The 18,361-nt window shown below is 69.7% G+C and carries 17 protein-coding genes; 7 read left to right on the forward strand and 10 right to left on the reverse strand.

Annotated elements, in window-relative coordinates; all coding sequences use genetic code 11:
• Positions 1-296: 296 nt before the first annotated feature.
• Positions 297-1,907, reverse strand: a complete 1,611-nt coding sequence (locus ACLQ2O_RS33955; RefSeq protein ID WP_425840068.1) for a PfkB family carbohydrate kinase — start codon at positions 1,905-1,907, stop codon at positions 297-299.
• A gap of 332 nt (positions 1,908-2,239) precedes the next feature.
• Between ACLQ2O_RS33955 and ACLQ2O_RS33960 the strand changes: the two genes are divergently transcribed.
• Positions 2,240-3,178 carry a hypothetical protein gene (locus ACLQ2O_RS33960; protein ID WP_425840071.1) on the forward strand — a complete coding sequence of 313 codons (939 nt, stop codon included), beginning with the start codon at positions 2,240-2,242 and terminating at the stop codon, positions 3,176-3,178.
• A gap of 77 nt (positions 3,179-3,255) precedes the next feature.
• Here the strand turns inward: ACLQ2O_RS33960 and ACLQ2O_RS33965 are convergent, their stop codons facing one another.
• Together ACLQ2O_RS33965 and ACLQ2O_RS33970 are read right to left on the reverse strand one after the other, a co-directional pair.
• Positions 3,256-3,411 (reverse strand): hypothetical protein, encoded by a 156-nt coding sequence (locus tag ACLQ2O_RS33965; protein ID WP_425840073.1) that lies wholly within the window; start codon positions 3,409-3,411, stop codon positions 3,256-3,258.
• A 64-nt stretch (positions 3,412-3,475) separates the two neighbouring features.
• The gene (locus ACLQ2O_RS33970; protein WP_425840075.1) at positions 3,476-4,999 is read right to left on the reverse strand and encodes a PfkB family carbohydrate kinase; all 1,524 of its coding nucleotides are present in this window, start codon (positions 4,997-4,999) and stop codon (positions 3,476-3,478) included.
• Between the two features lie 409 nt (positions 5,000-5,408).
• Between ACLQ2O_RS33970 and ACLQ2O_RS33975 the strand changes: the two genes are divergently transcribed.
• Positions 5,409-6,065 carry a class I SAM-dependent methyltransferase gene (locus ACLQ2O_RS33975; RefSeq protein WP_425840077.1) on the forward strand — a complete coding sequence of 219 codons (657 nt, stop codon included), beginning with the start codon at positions 5,409-5,411 and terminating at the stop codon, positions 6,063-6,065.
• A gap of 486 nt (positions 6,066-6,551) precedes the next feature.
• Here ACLQ2O_RS33975 and ACLQ2O_RS33980 read toward each other — a convergent pair whose 3' ends face one another.
• The 4 genes from ACLQ2O_RS33980 to ACLQ2O_RS33995 form a co-directional block, all read right to left on the reverse strand.
• Complete coding sequence (locus ACLQ2O_RS33980) at positions 6,552-7,961, reverse strand: metallopeptidase TldD-related protein (RefSeq protein WP_425840080.1); 1,410 nt, start codon at positions 7,959-7,961, stop codon at positions 6,552-6,554.
• On the reverse strand, positions 7,958-9,475 hold the full coding sequence (locus ACLQ2O_RS33985) for a TldD/PmbA family protein (RefSeq protein ID WP_425840083.1): 1,518 nt from the start codon (positions 9,473-9,475) through the stop codon (positions 7,958-7,960). The genes ACLQ2O_RS33980 and ACLQ2O_RS33985 overlap by 4 nt, the downstream gene beginning before the upstream one ends.
• An 87-nt stretch (positions 9,476-9,562) precedes the next feature.
• Positions 9,563-10,327, reverse strand: coding sequence for a phosphotransferase family protein (locus tag ACLQ2O_RS33990; protein ID WP_425840086.1), 765 nt, complete (start codon positions 10,325-10,327; stop codon positions 9,563-9,565).
• Between the two features lie 42 nt (positions 10,328-10,369).
• Complete coding sequence (locus ACLQ2O_RS33995) at positions 10,370-10,657, reverse strand: hypothetical protein (RefSeq protein ID WP_425840088.1); 288 nt, start codon at positions 10,655-10,657, stop codon at positions 10,370-10,372.
• Between the two features lie 154 nt (positions 10,658-10,811).
• Here ACLQ2O_RS33995 and ACLQ2O_RS34000 point away from each other — a divergent pair, with 154 nt between their 5' ends.
• Entirely contained in the window at positions 10,812-12,551 is a 1,740-nt protein-coding gene (locus ACLQ2O_RS34000) for a DUF2207 domain-containing protein (RefSeq protein WP_425840091.1), read from the forward strand.
• An 89-nt stretch (positions 12,552-12,640) separates the two neighbouring features.
• On the opposite strand, the gene ACLQ2O_RS34005 is transcribed toward ACLQ2O_RS34000, so the two are convergent.
• Positions 12,641-13,426, reverse strand: coding sequence for a DinB family protein (locus ACLQ2O_RS34005; protein ID WP_425840094.1), 786 nt, complete (start codon positions 13,424-13,426; stop codon positions 12,641-12,643).
• Between ACLQ2O_RS34005 and ACLQ2O_RS34010 the strand changes: the two genes are divergently transcribed.
• Together ACLQ2O_RS34010 and ACLQ2O_RS34015 are read left to right on the forward strand one after the other, a co-directional pair.
• On the forward strand, positions 13,425-14,063 hold the full coding sequence (locus tag ACLQ2O_RS34010) for an RNA polymerase sigma factor (RefSeq protein WP_425840097.1): 639 nt from the start codon (positions 13,425-13,427) through the stop codon (positions 14,061-14,063). The genes ACLQ2O_RS34005 and ACLQ2O_RS34010 overlap by 2 nt on opposite strands.
• On the forward strand, positions 14,060-14,758 hold the full coding sequence (locus ACLQ2O_RS34015) for a hypothetical protein (RefSeq protein WP_425840100.1): 699 nt from the start codon (positions 14,060-14,062) through the stop codon (positions 14,756-14,758). The genes ACLQ2O_RS34010 and ACLQ2O_RS34015 overlap by 4 nt, the downstream gene beginning before the upstream one ends.
• On the opposite strand, the gene ACLQ2O_RS34020 is transcribed toward ACLQ2O_RS34015, so the two are convergent.
• The gene (locus ACLQ2O_RS34020; protein WP_425840103.1) at positions 14,737-15,468 is read right to left on the reverse strand and encodes a class I SAM-dependent DNA methyltransferase; all 732 of its coding nucleotides are present in this window, start codon (positions 15,466-15,468) and stop codon (positions 14,737-14,739) included. The two genes, ACLQ2O_RS34015 and ACLQ2O_RS34020, sit on opposite strands and share 22 nt — an antisense overlap.
• 82 nt (positions 15,469-15,550) lie before the next feature.
• Between ACLQ2O_RS34020 and ACLQ2O_RS34025 the strand changes: the two genes are divergently transcribed.
• Entirely contained in the window at positions 15,551-16,186 is a 636-nt protein-coding gene (locus ACLQ2O_RS34025; RefSeq protein WP_425840106.1) for a hypothetical protein, read from the forward strand.
• On the opposite strand, the gene ACLQ2O_RS34030 is transcribed toward ACLQ2O_RS34025, so the two are convergent.
• A complete protein-coding gene (locus tag ACLQ2O_RS34030) occupies positions 16,183-17,244 on the reverse strand; it encodes an NADPH:quinone reductase (RefSeq protein ID WP_425840109.1) in 1,062 nt (353 codons plus the stop codon). The two genes, ACLQ2O_RS34025 and ACLQ2O_RS34030, sit on opposite strands and share 4 nt — an antisense overlap.
• Positions 17,245-17,431: 187 nt before the next feature.
• Here ACLQ2O_RS34030 and ACLQ2O_RS34035 point away from each other — a divergent pair, with 187 nt between their 5' ends.
• Entirely contained in the window at positions 17,432-18,361 is a 930-nt protein-coding gene (locus ACLQ2O_RS34035; protein ID WP_425840112.1) for an ABC transporter permease, read from the forward strand.

Genomic DNA, 18,361 nt, shown 5'->3' on the forward strand with positions numbered 1-18,361 from the left:
TGATCATGGATACCAGGAAGGCGAACAGGATCTGCCGCCAGAAACGAACGAGAATCACGGCTCCTGCTGCTGACAGCAGCAGTGCCAAAGCATGAGAGGTTTCCATGGCATTCCCTCGTTCCGGATCGGATCTGGTGTCTTGGCACCAGTGAACAATCCGGAAGATTGCTGTCAAGGGGGCCTCGATCTGGCGATCTCCGCCGGTTTTGGCGCCAAACAACGGAGCCGCGCGCCCATCGGCCCGCCGACGGGCGCGCGGGGGCTGGATCAGGACGCCAATGTCCAGCGCGTGAGGCTCAGCCGGCGACCGCGGTTGACAGTGGCCGCTCTGCGCCCCTGATATCGACCGCGGGCAACCGGGAGTTGACGAGATCACGATTTGGTAATGAATCGATCGACAGGTTCTGACCCTGGTTGTGCGTGCCAACGCTCTGGTTGTCGGCCGGGTCCGGCGCGGGTTCCACCAGATCGGCATACTGCTGCGCCGTGCGGGCCATCGCCGCAGTCGCCCATTCCACAGCTTCCCGCCAACCGACGTCGCGATCCGAGCCCAGGCAGACTGCCAGCGCGGCACAGAAGGCGTCCCTGGCCACCGCGGAGTTCCTCGGGATCTGGGGTGAGATGACGGCTTGGAAGATGCTGCGGTCGTCCGCGCAGTGCACCGTGCATCCCTGCCGATCCATCAGGCACACGACTTTGACGCCGGCTTGCAGGAAGTAGTCGACCAATTGGTCGTCGCCGAGATCCCGCTGCTTGAAGAGGCGCGCCAGCTCCCAGGGCCGGGCAACGATGCAGTCGACGTTCCTGAGGATGCGCCGATCAAGGCCCACGGTCGACGGGTACGGCTGCCCTGGGGTGAGCACGACCACCGGCCGGCGTACTTGCTGGAGCTCGGCGAGACCGAGAAGGCACTTCAGCGTCGTAGCTGGCATCTCGAAGGTCACCAGAAGGGCGTCTTGCCGGCCCAGCAGGTCGGCAACTCGGAGGATGTCTGCGGGCTCCAGGGTCGCTTCGCCTCGTGAACTGACCGCAAGACTCGCTCCTTCCTGGTCCTCGATCACGCAGGTGATCGCAGCGTCTGCTCCGGGCACCAACTTCACACCGGCGGTGTCGACCTTCTCCTTCTCGAGGGCGTCTATGATCCGCCGCCCGTGCAAATCGTCGGCAACGGCCGCGATCAGGGTGCTGGAGGCGTCGAGCCGGGCGGCCGCGACGGCTTGCAAGAGCCCCTTGCCACCGGGGGAGTAGCGGGTGCGCGTTGCTTGGGACGAGGTTTCCTCGGCTGGGATGCTCTCGACCGACAAGGTGAGGTCGGTGGTGGCGCCGCCCACGACCGCGATGCGTGGTCTTCGTGAACCGGAGTTGCGGACGGCAGAGCCCTCGGCCTCCTGCCGCACGGCTGCGGCCAGTCGGTCGGCGAGATCAGCAAGAATCGCCTTCTCGAGAGACTTCCTCAGCGTGCCCACGGTAGGAACCTTGGGTGGAGAGACGCCGTCGACCGCGAGGTGCCAGGTTCGCCAGTGCCGAACCAGGAATCCACGACGGTCGCCGAGATCTCCGTCGTAGAGCTGCCGCACCAGGTCACCGTCGATGCCGTTTCCCCGGTAGGTTTCGGCAAACAGTCCGAGGGCGAACACTGTATCTGCCACGATCGACGCTGTACTGGCAGTGCCGTACGGCGTCAGGTCGGTCGAGAGCTCACCCGCTGTCTCGCGGAAGACCTCCAGCGTCTTCGACGGGCGGCCCTCCGGTGGCGCATGGCTGTCTGGCTGGGAGAAGAGCGCCTTGTCGAGACGCATGACCTTCACGGCATGGTTGCTCGACGACGGTGCCAATCCTCCACGTCCGCCGAGCGTCGCCAGCTGCGCGATGATCGCGGCTGCCTCAGAGGCGGGATCGTTGGCCATCTTGACTCCGGGTGTGGCGTCGGCAGATGGCCAGTATGCGGAACCCGCCGCTTCCACGACAGAGCTCGCTTACTCGCAACTTGGAGGCACGCGTTTGCCAGCGAGGCTGACGCTCGACGAGCTGGCGCAGGATCTGGTCGGAGCCAGCTGCGGGTCCTCGACGTGAGGCTCGAAGAGTTTCGCTGAAGGGGTGTATCCCGCCGTCCGGGAAACCGTTCAGCCGCGAGCTGTCCTACATCCCGAAACGAGGCTTTCAAACGGCGCTGATGCCATGTCGTACCATCAGTTCCAGCGTGCCTTCGGGGGCACCGTGCACGACAGGAGGCGGCCGCATGAGCGCCCTTGCCACTGGGCCGGAGGTTTCCGCCCGACCGGCTTCGCGCCGCAAACTCACGCTCGAGGACTGCCGTGCCGGTGACGGGCTGTTCTCGGAGTTGGTGAGCAGCTGTGCGCGGCGGCACGGCGTGGAACCGCGCGCGCTCGCCGTACGGACGCTCTTGCAGTTGCCGCGCGTCGCCGCGCACAGCGGAAGGATTCTGCGGCGCGACCTCGATGCCGAGCTCCGGAACAGTGCCGTGCAGTTGCAGGCCGATCAAGCGAAGGTTCTCGACCTGGTGCCGACCTACCGGCATCCGTTGAAAGATCTACGGTTCGTCGAGTGCGAGACCGCGGACGCCGAGGCGATCTTCGGCAACCTGCACTACCTGCGGAGTGCTCGGCCCGGCTCGCGAAACTTTGCCTTGGTGGATCCGCCGCACCGGCGACCGGTGACGGTGTGCAGCGTGTCGCCGCTGGACTGGGCGCTGGTGGGCAAGCAGCTGAGCCGGCAGTTCGGCGTACCGGTGGAGCGGATGTGGGACGTGTCCCGGGTCTACGCGTTCGACGTCGCGCCGGCGAACGCCATTTCCACCCTGCTGGCCGGCGTGCGGAAGGAAATGCAGAAGTCGGAACCCGCGGCCGAGTTGCTGACCACAGTTGTCGATCAGAATCTCGGATTCACCGGGTCGAGTTACCGCGCGGCGAACTGGCAGTACTGGATGTCGGTCCGGCCACGGCCTTACCTGTACGTCGACGGAGTCGCGATCAGTCCACGGCAACTGCGGCTTCGGTACCAGACGCAGAGCCTCGCCGAGGCGCGGGCACGGTACGGCGTGCTGGCCGAGCAGAGCCGGGCCGAACTGGCGGACTCGATGATCTACTGCTGCCGCCTGCGAGGCCCGACCGAGGCGGTCGAACCAGGCGAGCGCCGGCGGGTGCGCCGGCGCTCCTGACCTTGCTGGGAAGGGGAACCGGGCATCCAGCATCGTTGGTGGATGCCGCGGTCCGCCGTGATCGTGGCCTGCTGGGGTCAGGTGGTCATCGCGACGGCGACGGAGTAGACGCCGAACCCGAAGACGATCACCAGGACCATCAGCAGAACGCCGAGGATGGGCCGCCAGAACCTGTACAGGACTCCGGCCACGGCCATCATCAGGATGAATGCCAAGGCGCTGTTCTTCGTCATCTCGGGCCGCTCGTTCTCGGGTTGCGCTTCAATGAAACACATGGCAGCTGCGGGCTGCGGCAGGTCAGAAGGTCTGGGCCTCGCGGAGTTTGCGGTTGATGCGGTCGCGGTCGGGCATCGTGGTGGACAGCGGGAAGTCCTCGGCGGCGCAGGCCGTCGCGGCGGTGACCCAGCGGGCGATGGTGGGGGTGAGGGTTGGGCCGTCGTCGATGAGTTTGGCGGCCAGGGCGGCGCAGAAGGCGTCGCGGGTGATGGAGACCTCTTTGAAGGGGGAACGGGAGACCGTCGGGAGGCGGTCGACGGTGGGGGCGGTGCGGGAGTAGATCAGGCCGCCGCCGTTGCCGAGCAGGCAGAGGGTGTCGACGCCGCCTTCGAGCAGGTGCTCGCCGAGGCGGTCGGCGTCGAAGCGGTCCTGGTCGGTGGGGCGGTAGCGCTCGAGCTCCCAGGCGTGGGCGACGAGGTAGTCGATCTGACCGAGGGCCGGGCGGGAGATGCGGCCGTCGGAGTGTGGCTGGCCGGGGGTGACGATGACGATCGGGCGGGTGGTCTCGTTCGAGTGGGCCAGGCTCAGGGTGCGCTGGACGGTTTCGCGGGGGACCTCGAAGGTGAGCAGGAGCGCGTCGCAGTCGGCGATCTGGCGACCCAGCAGGTCGACGTCGCGGACGGTGAGGCTGATCTCCTTCTCGTTGCGCCAGACCGCCGCGATGCTGTCGCCGAGGGACAGCTCGAAGACGCCGGCCATCGGCGTACGGGCACCGCGGACGATCTTCAGCAGTGAGGTGTCGACCTTCTCGGCGCGCAGGTGCTGGACGATCTCGTGGCCGAACTGGTCGTCGGCGACGGCCGCGACCAGCGAGACCTTCAGGCCGAGGCGGGCCGCGGCGATCGCCTGGGTGACGCCTTTGCCGCCGGGGCTGAGGGTGAAGTCGTGCGCGGGCACGGACGTTTCGTGCTGCGGGATCATCCGGGTCCGGAAGATCGCGTCCATCACCGCGCCGCCGACCACGATGACGCGGCCTGCGGGGGCGTTTGGTGGCGGATCGGGATCGTTCGCGCTCGACAGCGGGCCGGCGGTCGGTGACACCGGTCCGGGCTGGATCAGCCGGCGGGCCAGCTGGCGCAGGACCTCGGGCTCGGTGCTGCCGCGGAGGGTGCGGTCGCTCGGCGGTTCGGTCGCGGTCTCGCCCATCGCTTCGTGCAGGCGGCGCCAGTTCGCGAGCAGGGTCGCGCGCCGGCGGCCGACGTTGCTGGCCCGCAGCGACTGGATCACCTTGTCGTCGAGGCCGAGCTGCGCGTAGACGTCGGCGAGCACTCCAAGGCCGAGTACGGCGTCCGCCACGATCCGGTGCGTCGCGTTCGCGGTGTCCCGGACGGCCTGGGCGATGATCTGCAGCGCGGCGTCCGGCCGGCCGATCTCCTGGCGTTCCGCGTGCGCGCGGACGACGGGCAGGTTGAGCAGGGAGGCGACGTCCTCGTTCTTGGTGTCCTCGAGCCTGGCCAGAACCACGCCGGCGCGCATCCGGAGCGCTCTCAGCGCATGCGTCAGTACGACGGCTTCGGATGAGTCCGGATCATCGCGGTTGGCCATTCGCCCCCCGGCTTCATCGTGGTTCACCTCCAGTATGGGAGCCGGGGGTGCGGGCTCGCACCGCGCGCCGGAGTGTCCGCTGCCGGGGGAGAGCTGGGCCTTTCGGTGAGGCGGCCGCGCGGTGAGGGCTCAGTTGGATACCAACCGGCCACAGGTCTGATGACGGCCTGTAACCGCCGGGGTCGGTATGTCCGGGCCTGCTCTGCTGGTCTGCGTCGCGCTGGTGCCGGCGTTCTGCTTGGCCTGGACGGTGTCCGCCCGGGATTACTTGCTAATGGCAACGAATTGGAGCCGGGGTCGTTGCGATCGGCAAAGGAGAGGTGGCGGGAAGACGGGGTGTGAGTTGTCGCGTAGGCTGCTGCGGGTCTGCCGGTTTCTCCGACCGGCACGGCGACCACGGGGAGCAGGATTGAAGACTGAGCAGGAGCTCGCGAGGGCTCAGCAGGACAGGTGGCAGCGCGCGTACGACGAGAGTCCGCGGCTGCACGGGCCGGAGCCGTCGGCGCTGGCGCGGTGGACGGTGCGGCTGTTCGGTGCCGCGGGCATCGACGACGTGCTGGAGCTGGGCGCCGGGCACGGGCGGGACGCGTTGTACCTGGCGCGGCAGGGTTTCAGCGTGCACGCGACCGACTTCAGCGAGTCCGCGCTGCACCAGCTGCGGCTCGACGCTCAGCGCGACGGGCTGGACGACCGGGTCACGGCGGCGTTGCACGACGTACGCGATCCGTTACCGCCTGCTGACGCGACGGTGAACGCGGTGTACGCGAACCTGCTGCTGAACATGGCGTTCTCGCGAACCGAGCTGCGGTCGCTGATGAACGAGGTCCGGCGGGTCCTGCGGCCGGGCGGGTTGTTCGTGTACTCGGTGTGGTCGACCGAGGACCCGCACTTCGGCAAGTGTCCCGAGGTCGGCGACGGCCTGTACGCCAAGGACGGCTTCGCCGGACGCTTCTTCGACCACTCCCTCATCGCCGACCTCGCTGACCAGTGGGAACTCGGCGGTGTCGACCCGTACGACGAGAGCGCCCGCAAACTCTGGCGAGTCACCCAGGCCAAGCCCGCCTGACCCGCCGTACCGGGCTGATCCCAGCAGTCGACAGGCTCGACGGTGGGGACGAGGGCCTGCTTGATGGCAGGTGTTGGGTGGGGAGCCGTCGTACAGGGGCCGAATCCAACCCGCTTCGAGCTGGTCGCCACCGCTTCGAGGTGGTCGCCGCTGCTGTCTGCTGGGCGCCGCGGTTTTGCCGGATGACGTTGCCGGTCCCGGGGCTGCCGGCGGGTGGTGTTCTCGACGGGTTGCCGACGCGACGGGCAGATGATGCGGGAGGCGTCCTCTGGTGCGGCTGCTCTCTTGTTCGACGACCGGTTTCTTATTTGGCGACTGATGCGCTGTGCGGCGGCTGTTTCCTTGTTTGACGGCTGGTGCGGTGTACGGGGGCAGTCGTCGAAAGAGGGAACAGCCGGGGGCGATGGGTCTGTGCGACGGGGCGGTTGGTGGGGTCCCCCGCCGTGCGGGAGACCCCCGTCCTGGGAGCCCCCGGGAGGGGACGGGTCAGTTCGCCTGGCTTTGGGTGGACATGTTGAAGTCGGGGATCAGCAACGGTGGCGTGGCGGTGCGGGAGAACTCGTCGCCCCACTCGCGGGAGAAGGACGGGACCGTCGCGCCGGCGGTGGTGAAGCGGTTGAGGAGGTCGATGGGGCTTTCGTTGAAGCGGAAGTTGTTGACCGCCGCGGTGACCTCGCCGTTCTCGACCTGGTAGACGCCGTCGCGGGTCAGGCCGGTCACCAGAAGCGTCTGGGGGTCGACGACTCGGATGTACCACAGGCAGGTCAGGAGCAGGCCGTGGTCCATGCCGGCGACCAGGTCGTCCACCGAGCCGGTGGCGCCGTCGACCGACAGGACGTAGTTGTCGATGGTGGGGGTGACCGCGGGGGCGCTGGTGAGGTCGGCGGTGAAGCGGCTCTGCATCAGGTGCTCGAGCTTGCCGCCGCGGATCCAGTCGGTCGCGGTGAGCGTGAGGCCGTTGTCGAAGACGCTGGAGGAGCCGCCGGACGACCGCGCGACCGCGAACGGGAAGGTCTCCAGGCCCGGCAGGTGCGGGTCGGAACGCAGGTTGACCGGCTGCTGGGAGAGCACCTCGCCGACGCGGGAACCGCCGCCGGGCTTGGAGAACGGGCTGTTGCCGTCGGCGGCGTCGCGGCCGTCGAGCGTCCAGAACAGGTACGTCGTCAGGTCGGCCACGGCGGCCGGCGGCAGGATCGTGGGCTGCCGGCCCGCGTCCACCGACACCGTCCGCGAGGCCCAGCCGAGCCGGCGGGTCAGCTCGGCGTCGAGCGTGTGCGGGTCGATGTCGCTGAAGTCCCGGGTCGCGGCGCCCGCCCAGGCGGACTGCGAGAGGTCGCCGGACTTGCCGGTCGCGCTGACGAAACCGCGGGGGAGTGAGTGCCGCAGGCGCATGCCCGCCGACGATCCGGCGTACAGCGTGACGACCTCGTGGTCGGCGAAGCCGTAGAGCCAGCGGCCTTCGCTGCCGGCCCGGCCGAGCACCTCGCCGAGCGCCGGCGCGAACTTCTCGTACACGCTGAGGGAGGTCTCGTCGGCCTCCTCGTCCCACCCCGGTCCCACGGTCCCGTCGACCAGGGGACGTGCGTCCTCGGCCGGCTCGGCGTCGCCGGCGGTGGAGACCGCGGCCGCGACGACCTCGCGCAGCGTCTCCGTGGTGACCGACGAGCGGCTGACGATCCCGACCGCCGTGCCCTCGCCGGCGCCGACGGTCGCGATCACCGTGACGCTGGTGCCGCGCATCGCGCCGTTCGTGGTGAGCGTGTTGTTGGCCCAGCGCAGGTTCGCGCTGGAGGTCTCGGCGACGAGGACGACGCAGCCCTCGGCTCCCTGCGCGGCCGCGAGCTCCAGAGCCTGCTCGACGGTGTCCTGCGGGGTGAGCTGAATGGCGGTCGTCACCGGCCGGCCTCCTGCGTGGTGTTGAGAATGTTGACGTCGCGGAACAGGGCGGACGGGCAGCCGTGGGTGACCGCGCCGGACTGGGACGGCTGCGCCTTGCCGCAGTTCAGCGCGCCGCCGAGCAGGTAGGTCTGCGGGCCGCCGACCGCCGCCATCGAGCCCCAGAACTCGGTGGTGGTCGCCTGGTACGCGACGTCGCGCAGCTGGCCGTCGAGCTTGCCGTCGGTGATCTTGAAGAACCGCTGCCCGGTGAACTGGAAGTTGTAGCGCTGCATGTCGATCGACCAGGACTTGTCGCCGACGATGTAGATCCCGTTCTCCACCTGGCTGATCAGCTCCTCGGTCGAGGGGCCGTCGGGCGCCGGTTGCAGGGAGACGTTGGCCATCCGCTGGATCGGGATGTGGCCGGACGAGTCGGCGTACGCGCAGCCGTTGGAGCGTTCGGTGCCGAGCACGTCCTCGTTGACCTTCGCCATCCGGCGGTCCACCTGGTACCCGACCAGGATGCCGTCCTTGACCAGGTCCCACTGCTGGCCGGCGACGCCCTCGTCGTCGTACCCGACGGTGGACAGGCCGTGCTCGGCGGTGCGGTCGCCGGTGACGTGCATGATCGGCGAGCCGTACTTCAGCGTGCCGAGCTGATCGAGCGTCGCGAAGCTCGTGCCGGCGTAGTTGGCCTCGTACCCCAGGGCGCGGTCGAGCTCGGTGGCGTGGCCGATCGACTCGTGGATGGTCAGCCAGAGGTTCGTCGGGTCGACGACCACGTCGTACCGGCCCGGTTCGACGCTCGGGGCGACCATCTTGTCGGCGAGCCAGCCGGGGATCTGGGCGAGCTCGGTGGCCCAGTCCCAGCCGGTGCCGGTCATGTACTCCCAGCCGCGGCCGGCCGGGGGCGCGCAGGTGGTCATCGTGTCGAAGCGGCCCGATTCGGGGTCGACCGAGACGGCCTGGATCGAGGGGCCGATGCGGACGCGTTGCTGCGTGTACGACGTGCCTTCGGAGTTCGCGTAGAACTTGCACTCGTGCACGGACGCGACGTGCGCGTTGACGTGCGTGACGCCGTCGGCCTCCAGCAGGCGGCGGCTGTAGTCGGCGAGCAGCGCGACCTTCTCCGCGCGCGGCACGGCGAACGGGTCCACGGCGTACGACGAGACCCAGGTGACGTCGTCGTACACCGGCTCGTCGGCCAGCTCGATCGGCTCGGTGTTGATCGGGCGGGAGACCTGCGCCAGGTTGACCGCCTGCTCGGCGACCTGGACCGCGCTGTCCGTCGTCAGCGCGACGGCCGCGGCGAATCCCCAGGTGCCGTCGTGGACGACCCGCACGGCCAGGCCGAGGTCCTCGTCGTCGCGGGCGTTCTCCAGCGCGCCGTCGCGCAGGGAGATCGACTCCGACCGGATGCGCTCCAGCCGGAACTCCGCGAAACTCGCGCCGAGATCCTTGGCACGTTGCAGGGCGGCGCCGGCCAGCTCGTGGCGCGGAAGGGCGAGGAAGGACTCGTCGAGGTCAGGCACGGGGACGACCTTAGTACGTCGTACGGACGGTTTTCGCGCGGATTGATTGCCTTGTGGACAACGCCGTCTTGTGGACAACGCCGCCGGTCAGTCCGCGATCCGGCGGGCCGTCTCGGTGAGGCGGGCGATCCACCGCTGCGCGGCGGGACTGGACTCAGGCTCGTCGGAGAACGAGAACAAGCCCTGGACCGCCATCGCGGGAAGCGTGTCGCGGAGGTCGGCGGTGCCGCCGTACGCGGTGATCGTCTCGGCCCACCGCGGTGGCTCGACCGAGGAGACGAGGAACCAGGCGAGGTCGTCGAGGCCTGAGCCGATACGGAGGTCCTCCCAGTCGAGCAGAGCGATCTCGCCGGTGGGCGAGGTCCGCATGTTGCGGGCGGAGGCGTCGCCGTGCACGAGGGTGGGCGGCCCGGCGGCCGTGGCGCGTTGCTCGAGCGCGGGGACCTGACCGACGAGGTCGTCGCCGAGGGTGCGGACCTGCGCGGTCAGGTCCGCACGGGTGCGGGTGGTGGCCCAGGCGTCCCTGAAGAGCTGATCCACAAGGTCGGACGCCTCGGCCTGGGCCAGCCACGGCCACTCGGTGAGGGCCTTGCCTTCCCAGCGCTGGTGCAGCGCGGCCAGCAGGCGTGCGGCGTCGGCGGGATCCGCGCCCAGCTGCCAGTCGGAAAGGTCTTCGAGCTCGAGGTGGGTCGCACCGTCGACCTCCTCGGCGTGAAAGCAGGCCGGGACGCGGACACCGACGGCCGGACCGATCTCGCGGTAGAAGCGGACCTCGCGGGTGAACGTCTGCAGGCGGTCGGGGATGGAGCCGGGCGCGGCAGCCTCGCGGCGCTTCGTGAAGGTCTTCGGCACCTGGGCATCGTCGCAGAGCAGCGCACTCACGCACACCGGGTTTCACGCGCCGTGGACGTCGATGTGTTGGGCTTCGTCGACGGTGGTGCGGGAGGGCCAGGAGTCGATCGGGCGGAGAAGGCCGGAGGCGAACCAGGCTTCGACGGAGCGGTGCTCGTGGGGGTTGGGGACGTAGACGACGCGGGCGGCCCAGTCGCCGGAGTTGGTGCGGCGCCACTCGAGGATGAGGCCGGGCCAGGGGCCTCGCTCGTGGGCTGTGGCCAGGACCCAGCAGTGACGGCGGTGGCGGCCTGGTGGCTGTTCGCGTGGATAGCGGCGGTTCGTCCCCATGAGGACCAGAATAGAACAGGTGTTCCCTTGTTCTCAGCGGTTCTCGGTGCCGAGACTCTCCGTGGGGACCGGTGGACCCCGGATCCGGAAGGATGGTTGCGTAGGTCAACGAATGTTCGGTGCCTGGAGGCGTGCGGCGATGGCCGGTTCAGTGGTGAGGCAGAGGCGGAAGGACGCGCTCTGGTTGGCGGCCGGAGGGCTGTTGATCGGGCTCGTCGGGCTGCTGGTCGGCTTGCTCGGGCAGACAGGGGAGCAGGTCGCGCGGATGTGGGTCGGGGCGGAGGTCCGCGCGGACGGGAGTGCGCGGATCACCGAGGTCGTCGACTACGACTTCGGCGGTGCGGACAAGCACGGGATCTTCCGGACCGTGCCGCTGGACGCGCCGGGTGATCTGACGGACGTCTCGATCACGATGGACGGCGCGCCGGTGCCGTTCCGGGTCAGCGGCACCTTGCGCACCGAGATGGTGATCGGTGATCCGGCGTCGACAGTGACGGGGGCACACCGGTACCGGATCGAGTACACCCTGCGGACCCTGGGCAACCTGGAGCGCCTGGCCTGGGACGCGGTCGGAACCGAGTGGGAGGTGCCGATCCGGAAGGTGGAGATTCATGTCGCGACGCCCTACGCGCTGAAGGCGGTTCTGTGCACGGCGGGGTCGTACGGTTCCACGGACCCCTGCGCGCGGACGGAGCAGGCTCGGCCGGGACAGCTCGATGTCAGCCACGGCGGCCTGGGCAAGGGGCAGGGCATGACCGTGTACGCGACGTTCACCGACACGGGAGGCGGCGGCGCGACGCTGCCCACGGCGCCGACCGGTCCGGCGCCTGCCGAGGCCGAAGGACACCTCGTGGCGGGCTGGTTGTGGATCACGGGCATCGCCCTCGGGGCAGCTGTGGTGATCGCGGGACTGCTGCAGCTGACGGGGCGGCCTCTCGTCCGGGGCGCTGACGGCAGCATCCGCCGGATGGACCTCGGTCGGCTGGCCCGGACCGTCCGGCCGTCGGGCGTTCCACCGACCGAGCTCGGGCCGGCCCAGGCCGGGATCCTGCTGACCGGGCAGGTCCGCAAGAACCATCTGGTGGCGTGGCTGCTCGGCGCCGCGCTGGACGGACACCTGCGGATCACGGGGGCGACCCGACCGGTTCTGCGCAAAGCCGAGGAGGCGCCCGGCAACGCTGATGAGCTGACCAAGCACGTGATCAGCACCTTGTTCGCCAGGAATCCAGACGTGGCCCTGCGCAAGTACAACCGGACGTTCGCCGAGGCCTGGCGGGAGCTGGAGAGCGGGCTGAAGGACTGGCGGCGGTCCGACGACCTGGGGCTGTGGGTGCTAGGTGCCGAGCGCTCACGCCAGGTGGCGCTGATCGTCGGCGTGCTGGCCGCGGTCGCCGGTGTGGTCGTGTTGATCTTCACCGCCGGCGGTGTGCTGGACACGGGCACGGCCTGGCGTACGCCGACCGCAGTCGGCGCGGCCCTCGCCGGCGGTGGCCTCGCGGCGGCCGTCCGGTCCTGGGAACTGAGGGCCCGTACGGCGCGCGGCTCCGAGCTGTGGTGTCAGGTCGAGGCGTATCGCCTCCATCTCCTCGGTCTTGACGGCTGGGACGGTCGCGACGAGGACCTGCTCACCGCCTGGGCCGCCGGACTCGGCGAAACCACCTCCTGGGTGCTCGCCGCCGAGCGCGCCACCAAGACGGGCGGTTCTGCCCGGCAAGCCCAGCCCGAGTACGACCACGTCCGCTGGCAGCTCGGTCTCTACCTGCCTGTCGCAGTCGACAGCGCCAGGTCGGTCACTGGCGGCTCGGGAAGCTCGAGCTCTTCCAGCAGCTCCAGCGAAAGCTCCAGCAGCGGCGTTGGCGGAGGCTCGGGCGGCGGAGGCGGCGGCTCGTGGTGATGCTCGGATCCTGAGCGGAGCCGAACCGTACGACTGCCTCGGTGTTTCATGACTGCCGCGATGTATCGCGGCAGTCATCGCACTGGGCATCAGTCGCACGGCGATTCGAGGGTCGTCAGGTCGCGGGTGGCGTAGATGTGGTGGTCGATTTCCTCTTGCATGAGGACGTAGAGGCACTCGGCGACCGGGCGATCGCCTTCGGGGTAGCCGGGAGCGGGCGTGCGGACGCACGAGCGGTTCAGGTCGGCGGTGGCGAGGATCTCGCGGACCACAGCCTGGCGGGAGTGGCGGGCCGCCAGGACTTCGCCGTACGGCGGGGTGGCGGCGAGCGTCATGCCCAGGGCGGCGGCATCGGTGGGCGAGTAGGCCGACTGGGGGAGCGCCAGCGGGTGGAAGGGGTTCTCCTGGTCGAGGATCGTGCGGCTCGCCCACGAATCGGTGATGAAGACGAGGTGGCGGAGGGTCTCGGTGAACGACCACTCCTCGTCGACGCGTTGGGAGAGCAACGCCTCGGGGAGTTGTGCGGCACGGTGGGTGGTCGCGGCCCAGAGGGTCTCGATCGTGGTCCACAGGGCACGGAAGTCGTCCAGGCTGCCGACCGAGCGGAGCTGGACGCGTTCGGGGTGGCGACGGTCGAGCTCGGACTCGACGTACGCCGTGACGTCGACGCCGTTGACGACCAGGTTCTCCACGTACCCGGAGACGGTGACGTCGACCAGCGTGGCGTCGACGATGCGCGCGCCGGTCAGGTCGCAGTCGACGAAGCGGGTGTCCCGCAGGTCGGCGACGTGGAAGCGCGCGCCGCGGAAGCGGTCGGTCTCGGGCGTGCGGTCGTGGCCGGCCGACCAGCGGTGGGGTCCGAACTGTGCGGTCATGGTCAGCATTCTGGCCGGGATCCAGGACGATTTCGGGGAGTGGGAACCGCGCGGACGGCCGTGGTGTAGTTCAGGCAGAGGGAGAGGAGGCGGCATCAGCGACGAGGCCGCGATCGTGCACCGGGTCCGGGGCGGTGATTCCGCCGCCTACGCGGAGCTGGTGAACCGTCATGCCCCGGTGGCGCAGCGGATGGCGGTGCTGCTCGGGGCCGGTGCGGACGCGGACGACGTGGTGCAGGAGTCGTTCGTGAAGGCCTACCGGGCGCTCGGCAGCTTCCGGACCGACTCTGCGTTCCGCCCCTGGCTGCTGCGGATCGTGGCCAACGAGACACGCAACCTGGTCCGCTCCAGACAGCGCCGCGTACGGCGTGAGGAGCTGGTGGCGCTCCCCGACGAGATGCTCGACGACCCGGCGACCGCCGCGCTGTCGGCTGAGCGCAGACGCGAGTTGCTGGACGCGCTGAGGGCTCTGCCCGAGCAGTACCGGCTGGTGGTCACCTGTCGCTACCTGCTGGAGCTGGACGAGCAGGAGACCGCCACAGTGCTCCGCTGGCCGAGGGGCACGGTCAAGTCGCGGCTGCACCGAGCACTGCGGAAGCTACGGAGCCAACTGCCGGACAAGGAGGTGCAGCGATGACGGACGAGCAGCTGACTGACGAACTGCGAGCGCTTGGCCGCAGCTACACACCTCCTGTCGCTCCCGACCTGGCGACGGCTGTGCTGGAACGAGTCGCAGTACGACGTACTGCGGGTGAAGTGATCCGGAGCAAGTGGCGCGCGCTGCTGGCGTTGCTGGCTGTTGTGATCGCGGGTGCTGCTGTGGCTCCGCCGGTCCGGGCTGCCGTGGCGGAATGGTTGGATATCGGGGGAGTGGAGGCCCGGCCGGTGCCGAGCGGGCCGACCAGTGCGCCTGGTCCGCCTGTTGCCAGCGGGCAGCTGTCGCTGCAGGAGGCGGGTCGGCTCGCTGGACTCACACCGCTCGTGCCCAAGCGGCTCGGTACGCCGAACGGCGTCGAGGCCTCGGACGGCAAGGTCGCGATGAGCTGGAACACGGCGGAGGGCGTCGTGCGGCTGGAGCAGTTCAAGGACCGGTTGTCGCCGTACTACGTGAAGAAGTACTACGACTCGCTCGTGCCCGTCCCGTCGGTGAACGGCTACTGGTTCAGCACGCCGCACGACCTCGTGCTGGAGGACGAGAACGGCGCCGAGGTGTTCGAGCGGGTCGCCGGACCGACGCTCGTGTGGGTGTACGGCGGGCTGACGTTCCGCCTCGAAGGTGCCGTGGGCAAGGACCGTGCCACGGAGATCGCTCAGTCGGTACGACGCCCGTAGACGGAGACGTGCAGGCCCTCGCCGGTGTAGCGCTCCTTCTCCCAGCCGCCCCAGCGGTCGACCAGCCGGAGCCCGGCCAGGCGGGCCATCAGGTCGAGCTCCGACGGCCAGGCGAGCCGGCAGGAGATCGGGCCGAGGTGGACGCCGGCCGCGTCGAGGCGGACGTGGTTCTCGTCGAGGATCTGGGTCGCCGGGTCGTAGCGGCAGACGTCGAGCACGACGTACGACGGTTCGACCTCTTCGGCGTTGACGTACTGGTTGGCCGGCAGCCAGGCGCTCGGCACTGCGGCCTCGACCAGGAAGACGCCGTCGTCGTCGAGGTGCCGGGCGGCGTTCTCGAAGCAGCGGACCTGGGCGTCCTGGGTGAGCAGGTTGAAGATCGTGTTGAAGACCAGGTAGACCAGCGGGTACTTGCGGTTGGTGGTCGTCGTGGTCATGTCGCCGACCAGGACGTCGAGGTCGGCGCCGCCGGGTCTGGTGCGGAGCTGGTCGACCATGTCGCTGGACAGCTCGATGCCGTCGACGCGGACGCCGCGGGCGGCCAGCGGGAGCGCGATCCGGCCGGTGCCGATGGCGAACTCGAGCGCCGAGTCGCCGCCGGCCAGTGAGGCGAGCAGGTCGACGGCCACCTGCTCGTCGCCGCGCGAGGACTCGGCGTCCCGGGCGGCGACGGCGGGACCGAAAGCGGCTGCTGGATCGAAGTCACGCATGGGTTCACCCTCGCGCGGCCCGGCGAGGTCGGCAAGCGGTTTACCGGTGGAACCCGAGAGCCGCGGGCGGTGTAGGACAGGTATGAAGACATTGGTGCGGTTGGGTGGTGTGTTGTTGCTGATCGTCCTGTCGGCCTGGGTGGCGGTCCCGGCACAGGCGGGCGGGCCGACGAGTGTGCTGCTGAGTGCGCCGGGGATCCCCAAGGTGGTGGCCACCGGGTATACCGACGCCAAGTACGACGCGTTGATGAGCTCGGTGGGGATGCAGGCGAAGAACCACCCGGGCTGGGAGGCGGAGGGCAACGGGCGGGTGGTCCGGGCGACCTGGATGATCCACGACATGTCGGTCTGGCGGCTCGATCTGATCTACCCCGACGCCGAGGGCGGGCCGTGGGTGGCGTCGTTCGAGAGCTCCACGGGCACAATGCCGGACAAGCCGATCTGGCACCCGGCCGCCGACGGGCAGGCGCTGAACAGGGTGCTCGGCGAGCTGGGACTGCTGGCCCAGAAGGGCTACGAGACCAGCGGCCGCGCGACTCCCAAGGTCGCGGTCACCGATGACGTGACGACGGCAGCCGCCGCCGCGACCACGAGTGACGGCAACGCGTTCACCGGCTGGCGCTGGGCGCTACCAGGAGCCCTCGTCGGTGCCGTCCTCGCACTCGCCGCGGTCAAGTTCTGGCCGAGGCGCCGCTGGGACCTCATCGACCAGGACTAAAGCTCCGCGACCTTCACCAGGACCTTGCCTACGGCACCGGACTCGACGGCGCGGTGCGCGTCGTCGGTCTGCTCCAGCGGGAACTCCACCAGCGGCAGCCCCGCGGCCTCGCCGACCGGGAGCGCACCGTCGGCGATCGCGGCGTTGACGTCCTCGGCGCCGGCGGCCAGCTTGTTCCACCCGACGGAGTACAGCAGCACGAACTGGTACCGCGCGTTGAGCCCCATGTTCTCCCGCACCTCCAGCGCGAACGGCGTGTCCCCGTCGTTGGCGTAGATCGCGATCGTGCCGCGTGGCGCGAGCACGGCCAGGTCGAGCGCGTTGTTCGCGCCGGCGGCGACCTCGACGATCAGCTCGACACCGTCCGGCGCGATCGCGCGGATCTGCTCGGCGGCGTCCTCGTCGCGGTAGTTGACGACGTGCTGCGCACCGGCCGACTGCGCGGCGGCGGCCTTGGCCGGCCCGCTGACCGTGGTGATCACGGTCGCCCCGGCCCACCGCGCGAGCTGAATCGCGGCGTGGCCCACGGCTCCGGCACCACCGGCGATCAGGACGGTCCGCCCGTCGAGCGCACCGGGTGCCAGCCGCGACGGCCCGTCCTCCGCGACGGTGAGCGCCCGATGAGCGGTGATCGCGGGGATCCCGATGCTCGCGCCGAGCTCGAAGGTCGCCTCGTCGGCGAGCGGGAAGACCCGTGACGCCGGAACCGTCGTGTACTCCTGAGCCGTCCCACTGGCCGGACGCTGGTACGCCGCCAGCGTGATCCACACGCGGTCGCCGACCGCGAGCGGAGCGCCGGTCGCACCGTCGCCAACGGCCGAGCCGCCATCCGCCCCCGGACCGACCGCGTCGATCACGCCCGCGCCGTCCTGGTTCGGGACCGACAACGGGATCTCGCCGGCGCCGTACGTGCCGCTGCGGCCCTTCCAGTCGGTCGGGTTCACGCCGGACACGGCCACCCGGACCCGCACCTCGCCGGCGCCCGGTTCGGGGACGGCGAGCTCGGTCACTCGCAGAACGTCCGCGTTCCCGAGCTCTGTGTGCATGACGGCCTTCATCAAGACTCCTAGCGCTGAAAGGGGCAACACCTGGGCACAACCCCGTCCGGCCCGCCGATCTTCCCACCCGCCGAAACCCGAGTACGTGAACCGACATTCTCACCATTCAAGACGGCGCGCCGACAGTGGCAGACTCTGGCTTACCGTCCTTCGGCTGGGTTCAAGTCCATCGTTGTCAGGAGTACTCGTGGGTTCCTCGGTCGCCACGGCCGTCTCACCGACCCGGCAGGCCCTGCGCCGTGTCCGCCGGGACCGCAGTGCCCGGCTCGGCGCCGTGCTGGTCGTCGTGCTGATCGTCGTCGCGCTCGCGGCGCCCTTGCTGGCCAAGCTGGAGGGCCAGGACGCCTACACGTACAACATCGGCCTGCTCGATCCCTTGCGGGGCAACGCTCCCCAGGGTGCGGTCGGCGGGCTGAGCGGCGACCACTGGTTCGGTGTCGAGCCGCTGACCGGGCGTGACCTGTTCGCGATCACCGTGCTCGGGCTGCGGACGTCGTTGTTCATCGCGATCGTCTGCACCGTGATCACCACCACGGTCGGCACCCTGGTCGGTATCAGCGCCGCGTACTTCGGCGGCTGGTACGACGCGGTCGTGTCGCGGCTGCTCGACTTCCTCTTCGGCTTCCCGCAGCTCGTCTTCATGATTGCCCTGGGCATCATCGTCCCGGCCGGATTCCCGCGGTCGGTGCTGCTGATCCTGGTGCTCAGCGTGTTCGGCTGGGCCGGTCTGGCCCGCCTGATCCGCAACCAGGCGCGCTCGCTGGTCACCCGCGAGTTCGTCGAGGCGGCCCGCTCGGCCGGATCGAGCGGCTGGCACGTGGTCACCCGCGAGCTGCTGCCGAACCTGCTCGGCCCGGTGCTGGTGATCGCGACGATGGCGGTGCCGGGCATCATCGGCACCGAGGCCGCGCTGTCCTTCCTCGGCGTCGGTGTCCCGCCGCCGACACCGAGCCTGGGCCGGTCGATCTCGGACTCGATCGCCTGGGTCTACACCGGCACCGACCCGTGGTTCCTGGTCTTCCCGGGCGCGATGCTCTTCCTCGCCGTACTGGGTTTCACGCTACTCGGCGACGGCGTCCGGGACGCCTTCGACGTGCGGCTGCGGAGGGCGAACTGA

The organism is Kribbella sp. DT2, assembly GCF_049844575.1.
Classification (GTDB): domain Bacteria; phylum Actinomycetota; class Actinomycetes; order Propionibacteriales; family Kribbellaceae; genus Kribbella.

Bases quoted from the DNA above. Each gene is read 5' to 3' on its own strand.
- ACLQ2O_RS33960 (WP_425840071.1), top strand. From the start codon at position 2,240: ATGAGCGCCCTTGCCACTGGGCCGGAGGTTTCCGCCCGACCGGCTTCG.
- ACLQ2O_RS34015 (WP_425840100.1), top strand. From the start codon at position 14,060: ATGACGGACGAGCAGCTGACTGACGAACTGCGAGCGCTTGGCCGCAGC.
- ACLQ2O_RS34030 (WP_425840109.1), bottom strand. From the start codon at position 17,244: ATGAAGGCCGTCATGCACACAGAGCTCGGGAACGCGGACGTTCTGCGA.
- ACLQ2O_RS33995 (WP_425840088.1), bottom strand. From the start codon at position 10,657: ATGGGGACGAACCGCCGCTATCCACGCGAACAGCCACCAGGCCGCCAC.
- ACLQ2O_RS34005 (WP_425840094.1), bottom strand. From the start codon at position 13,426: ATGACCGCACAGTTCGGACCCCACCGCTGGTCGGCCGGCCACGACCGC.
- ACLQ2O_RS33955 (WP_425840068.1), bottom strand. From the start codon at position 1,907: ATGGCCAACGATCCCGCCTCTGAGGCAGCCGCGATCATCGCGCAGCTG.
- ACLQ2O_RS34020 (WP_425840103.1), bottom strand. From the start codon at position 15,468: ATGCGTGACTTCGATCCAGCAGCCGCTTTCGGTCCCGCCGTCGCCGCC.
- ACLQ2O_RS33965 (WP_425840073.1), bottom strand. From the start codon at position 3,411: ATGACGAAGAACAGCGCCTTGGCATTCATCCTGATGATGGCCGTGGCC.
- ACLQ2O_RS34025 (WP_425840106.1), top strand. From the start codon at position 15,551: ATGAAGACATTGGTGCGGTTGGGTGGTGTGTTGTTGCTGATCGTCCTG.
- ACLQ2O_RS33970 (WP_425840075.1), bottom strand. From the start codon at position 4,999: ATGGCCAACCGCGATGATCCGGACTCATCCGAAGCCGTCGTACTGACG.
- ACLQ2O_RS34010 (WP_425840097.1), top strand. From the start codon at position 13,425: ATGGTCAGCATTCTGGCCGGGATCCAGGACGATTTCGGGGAGTGGGAA.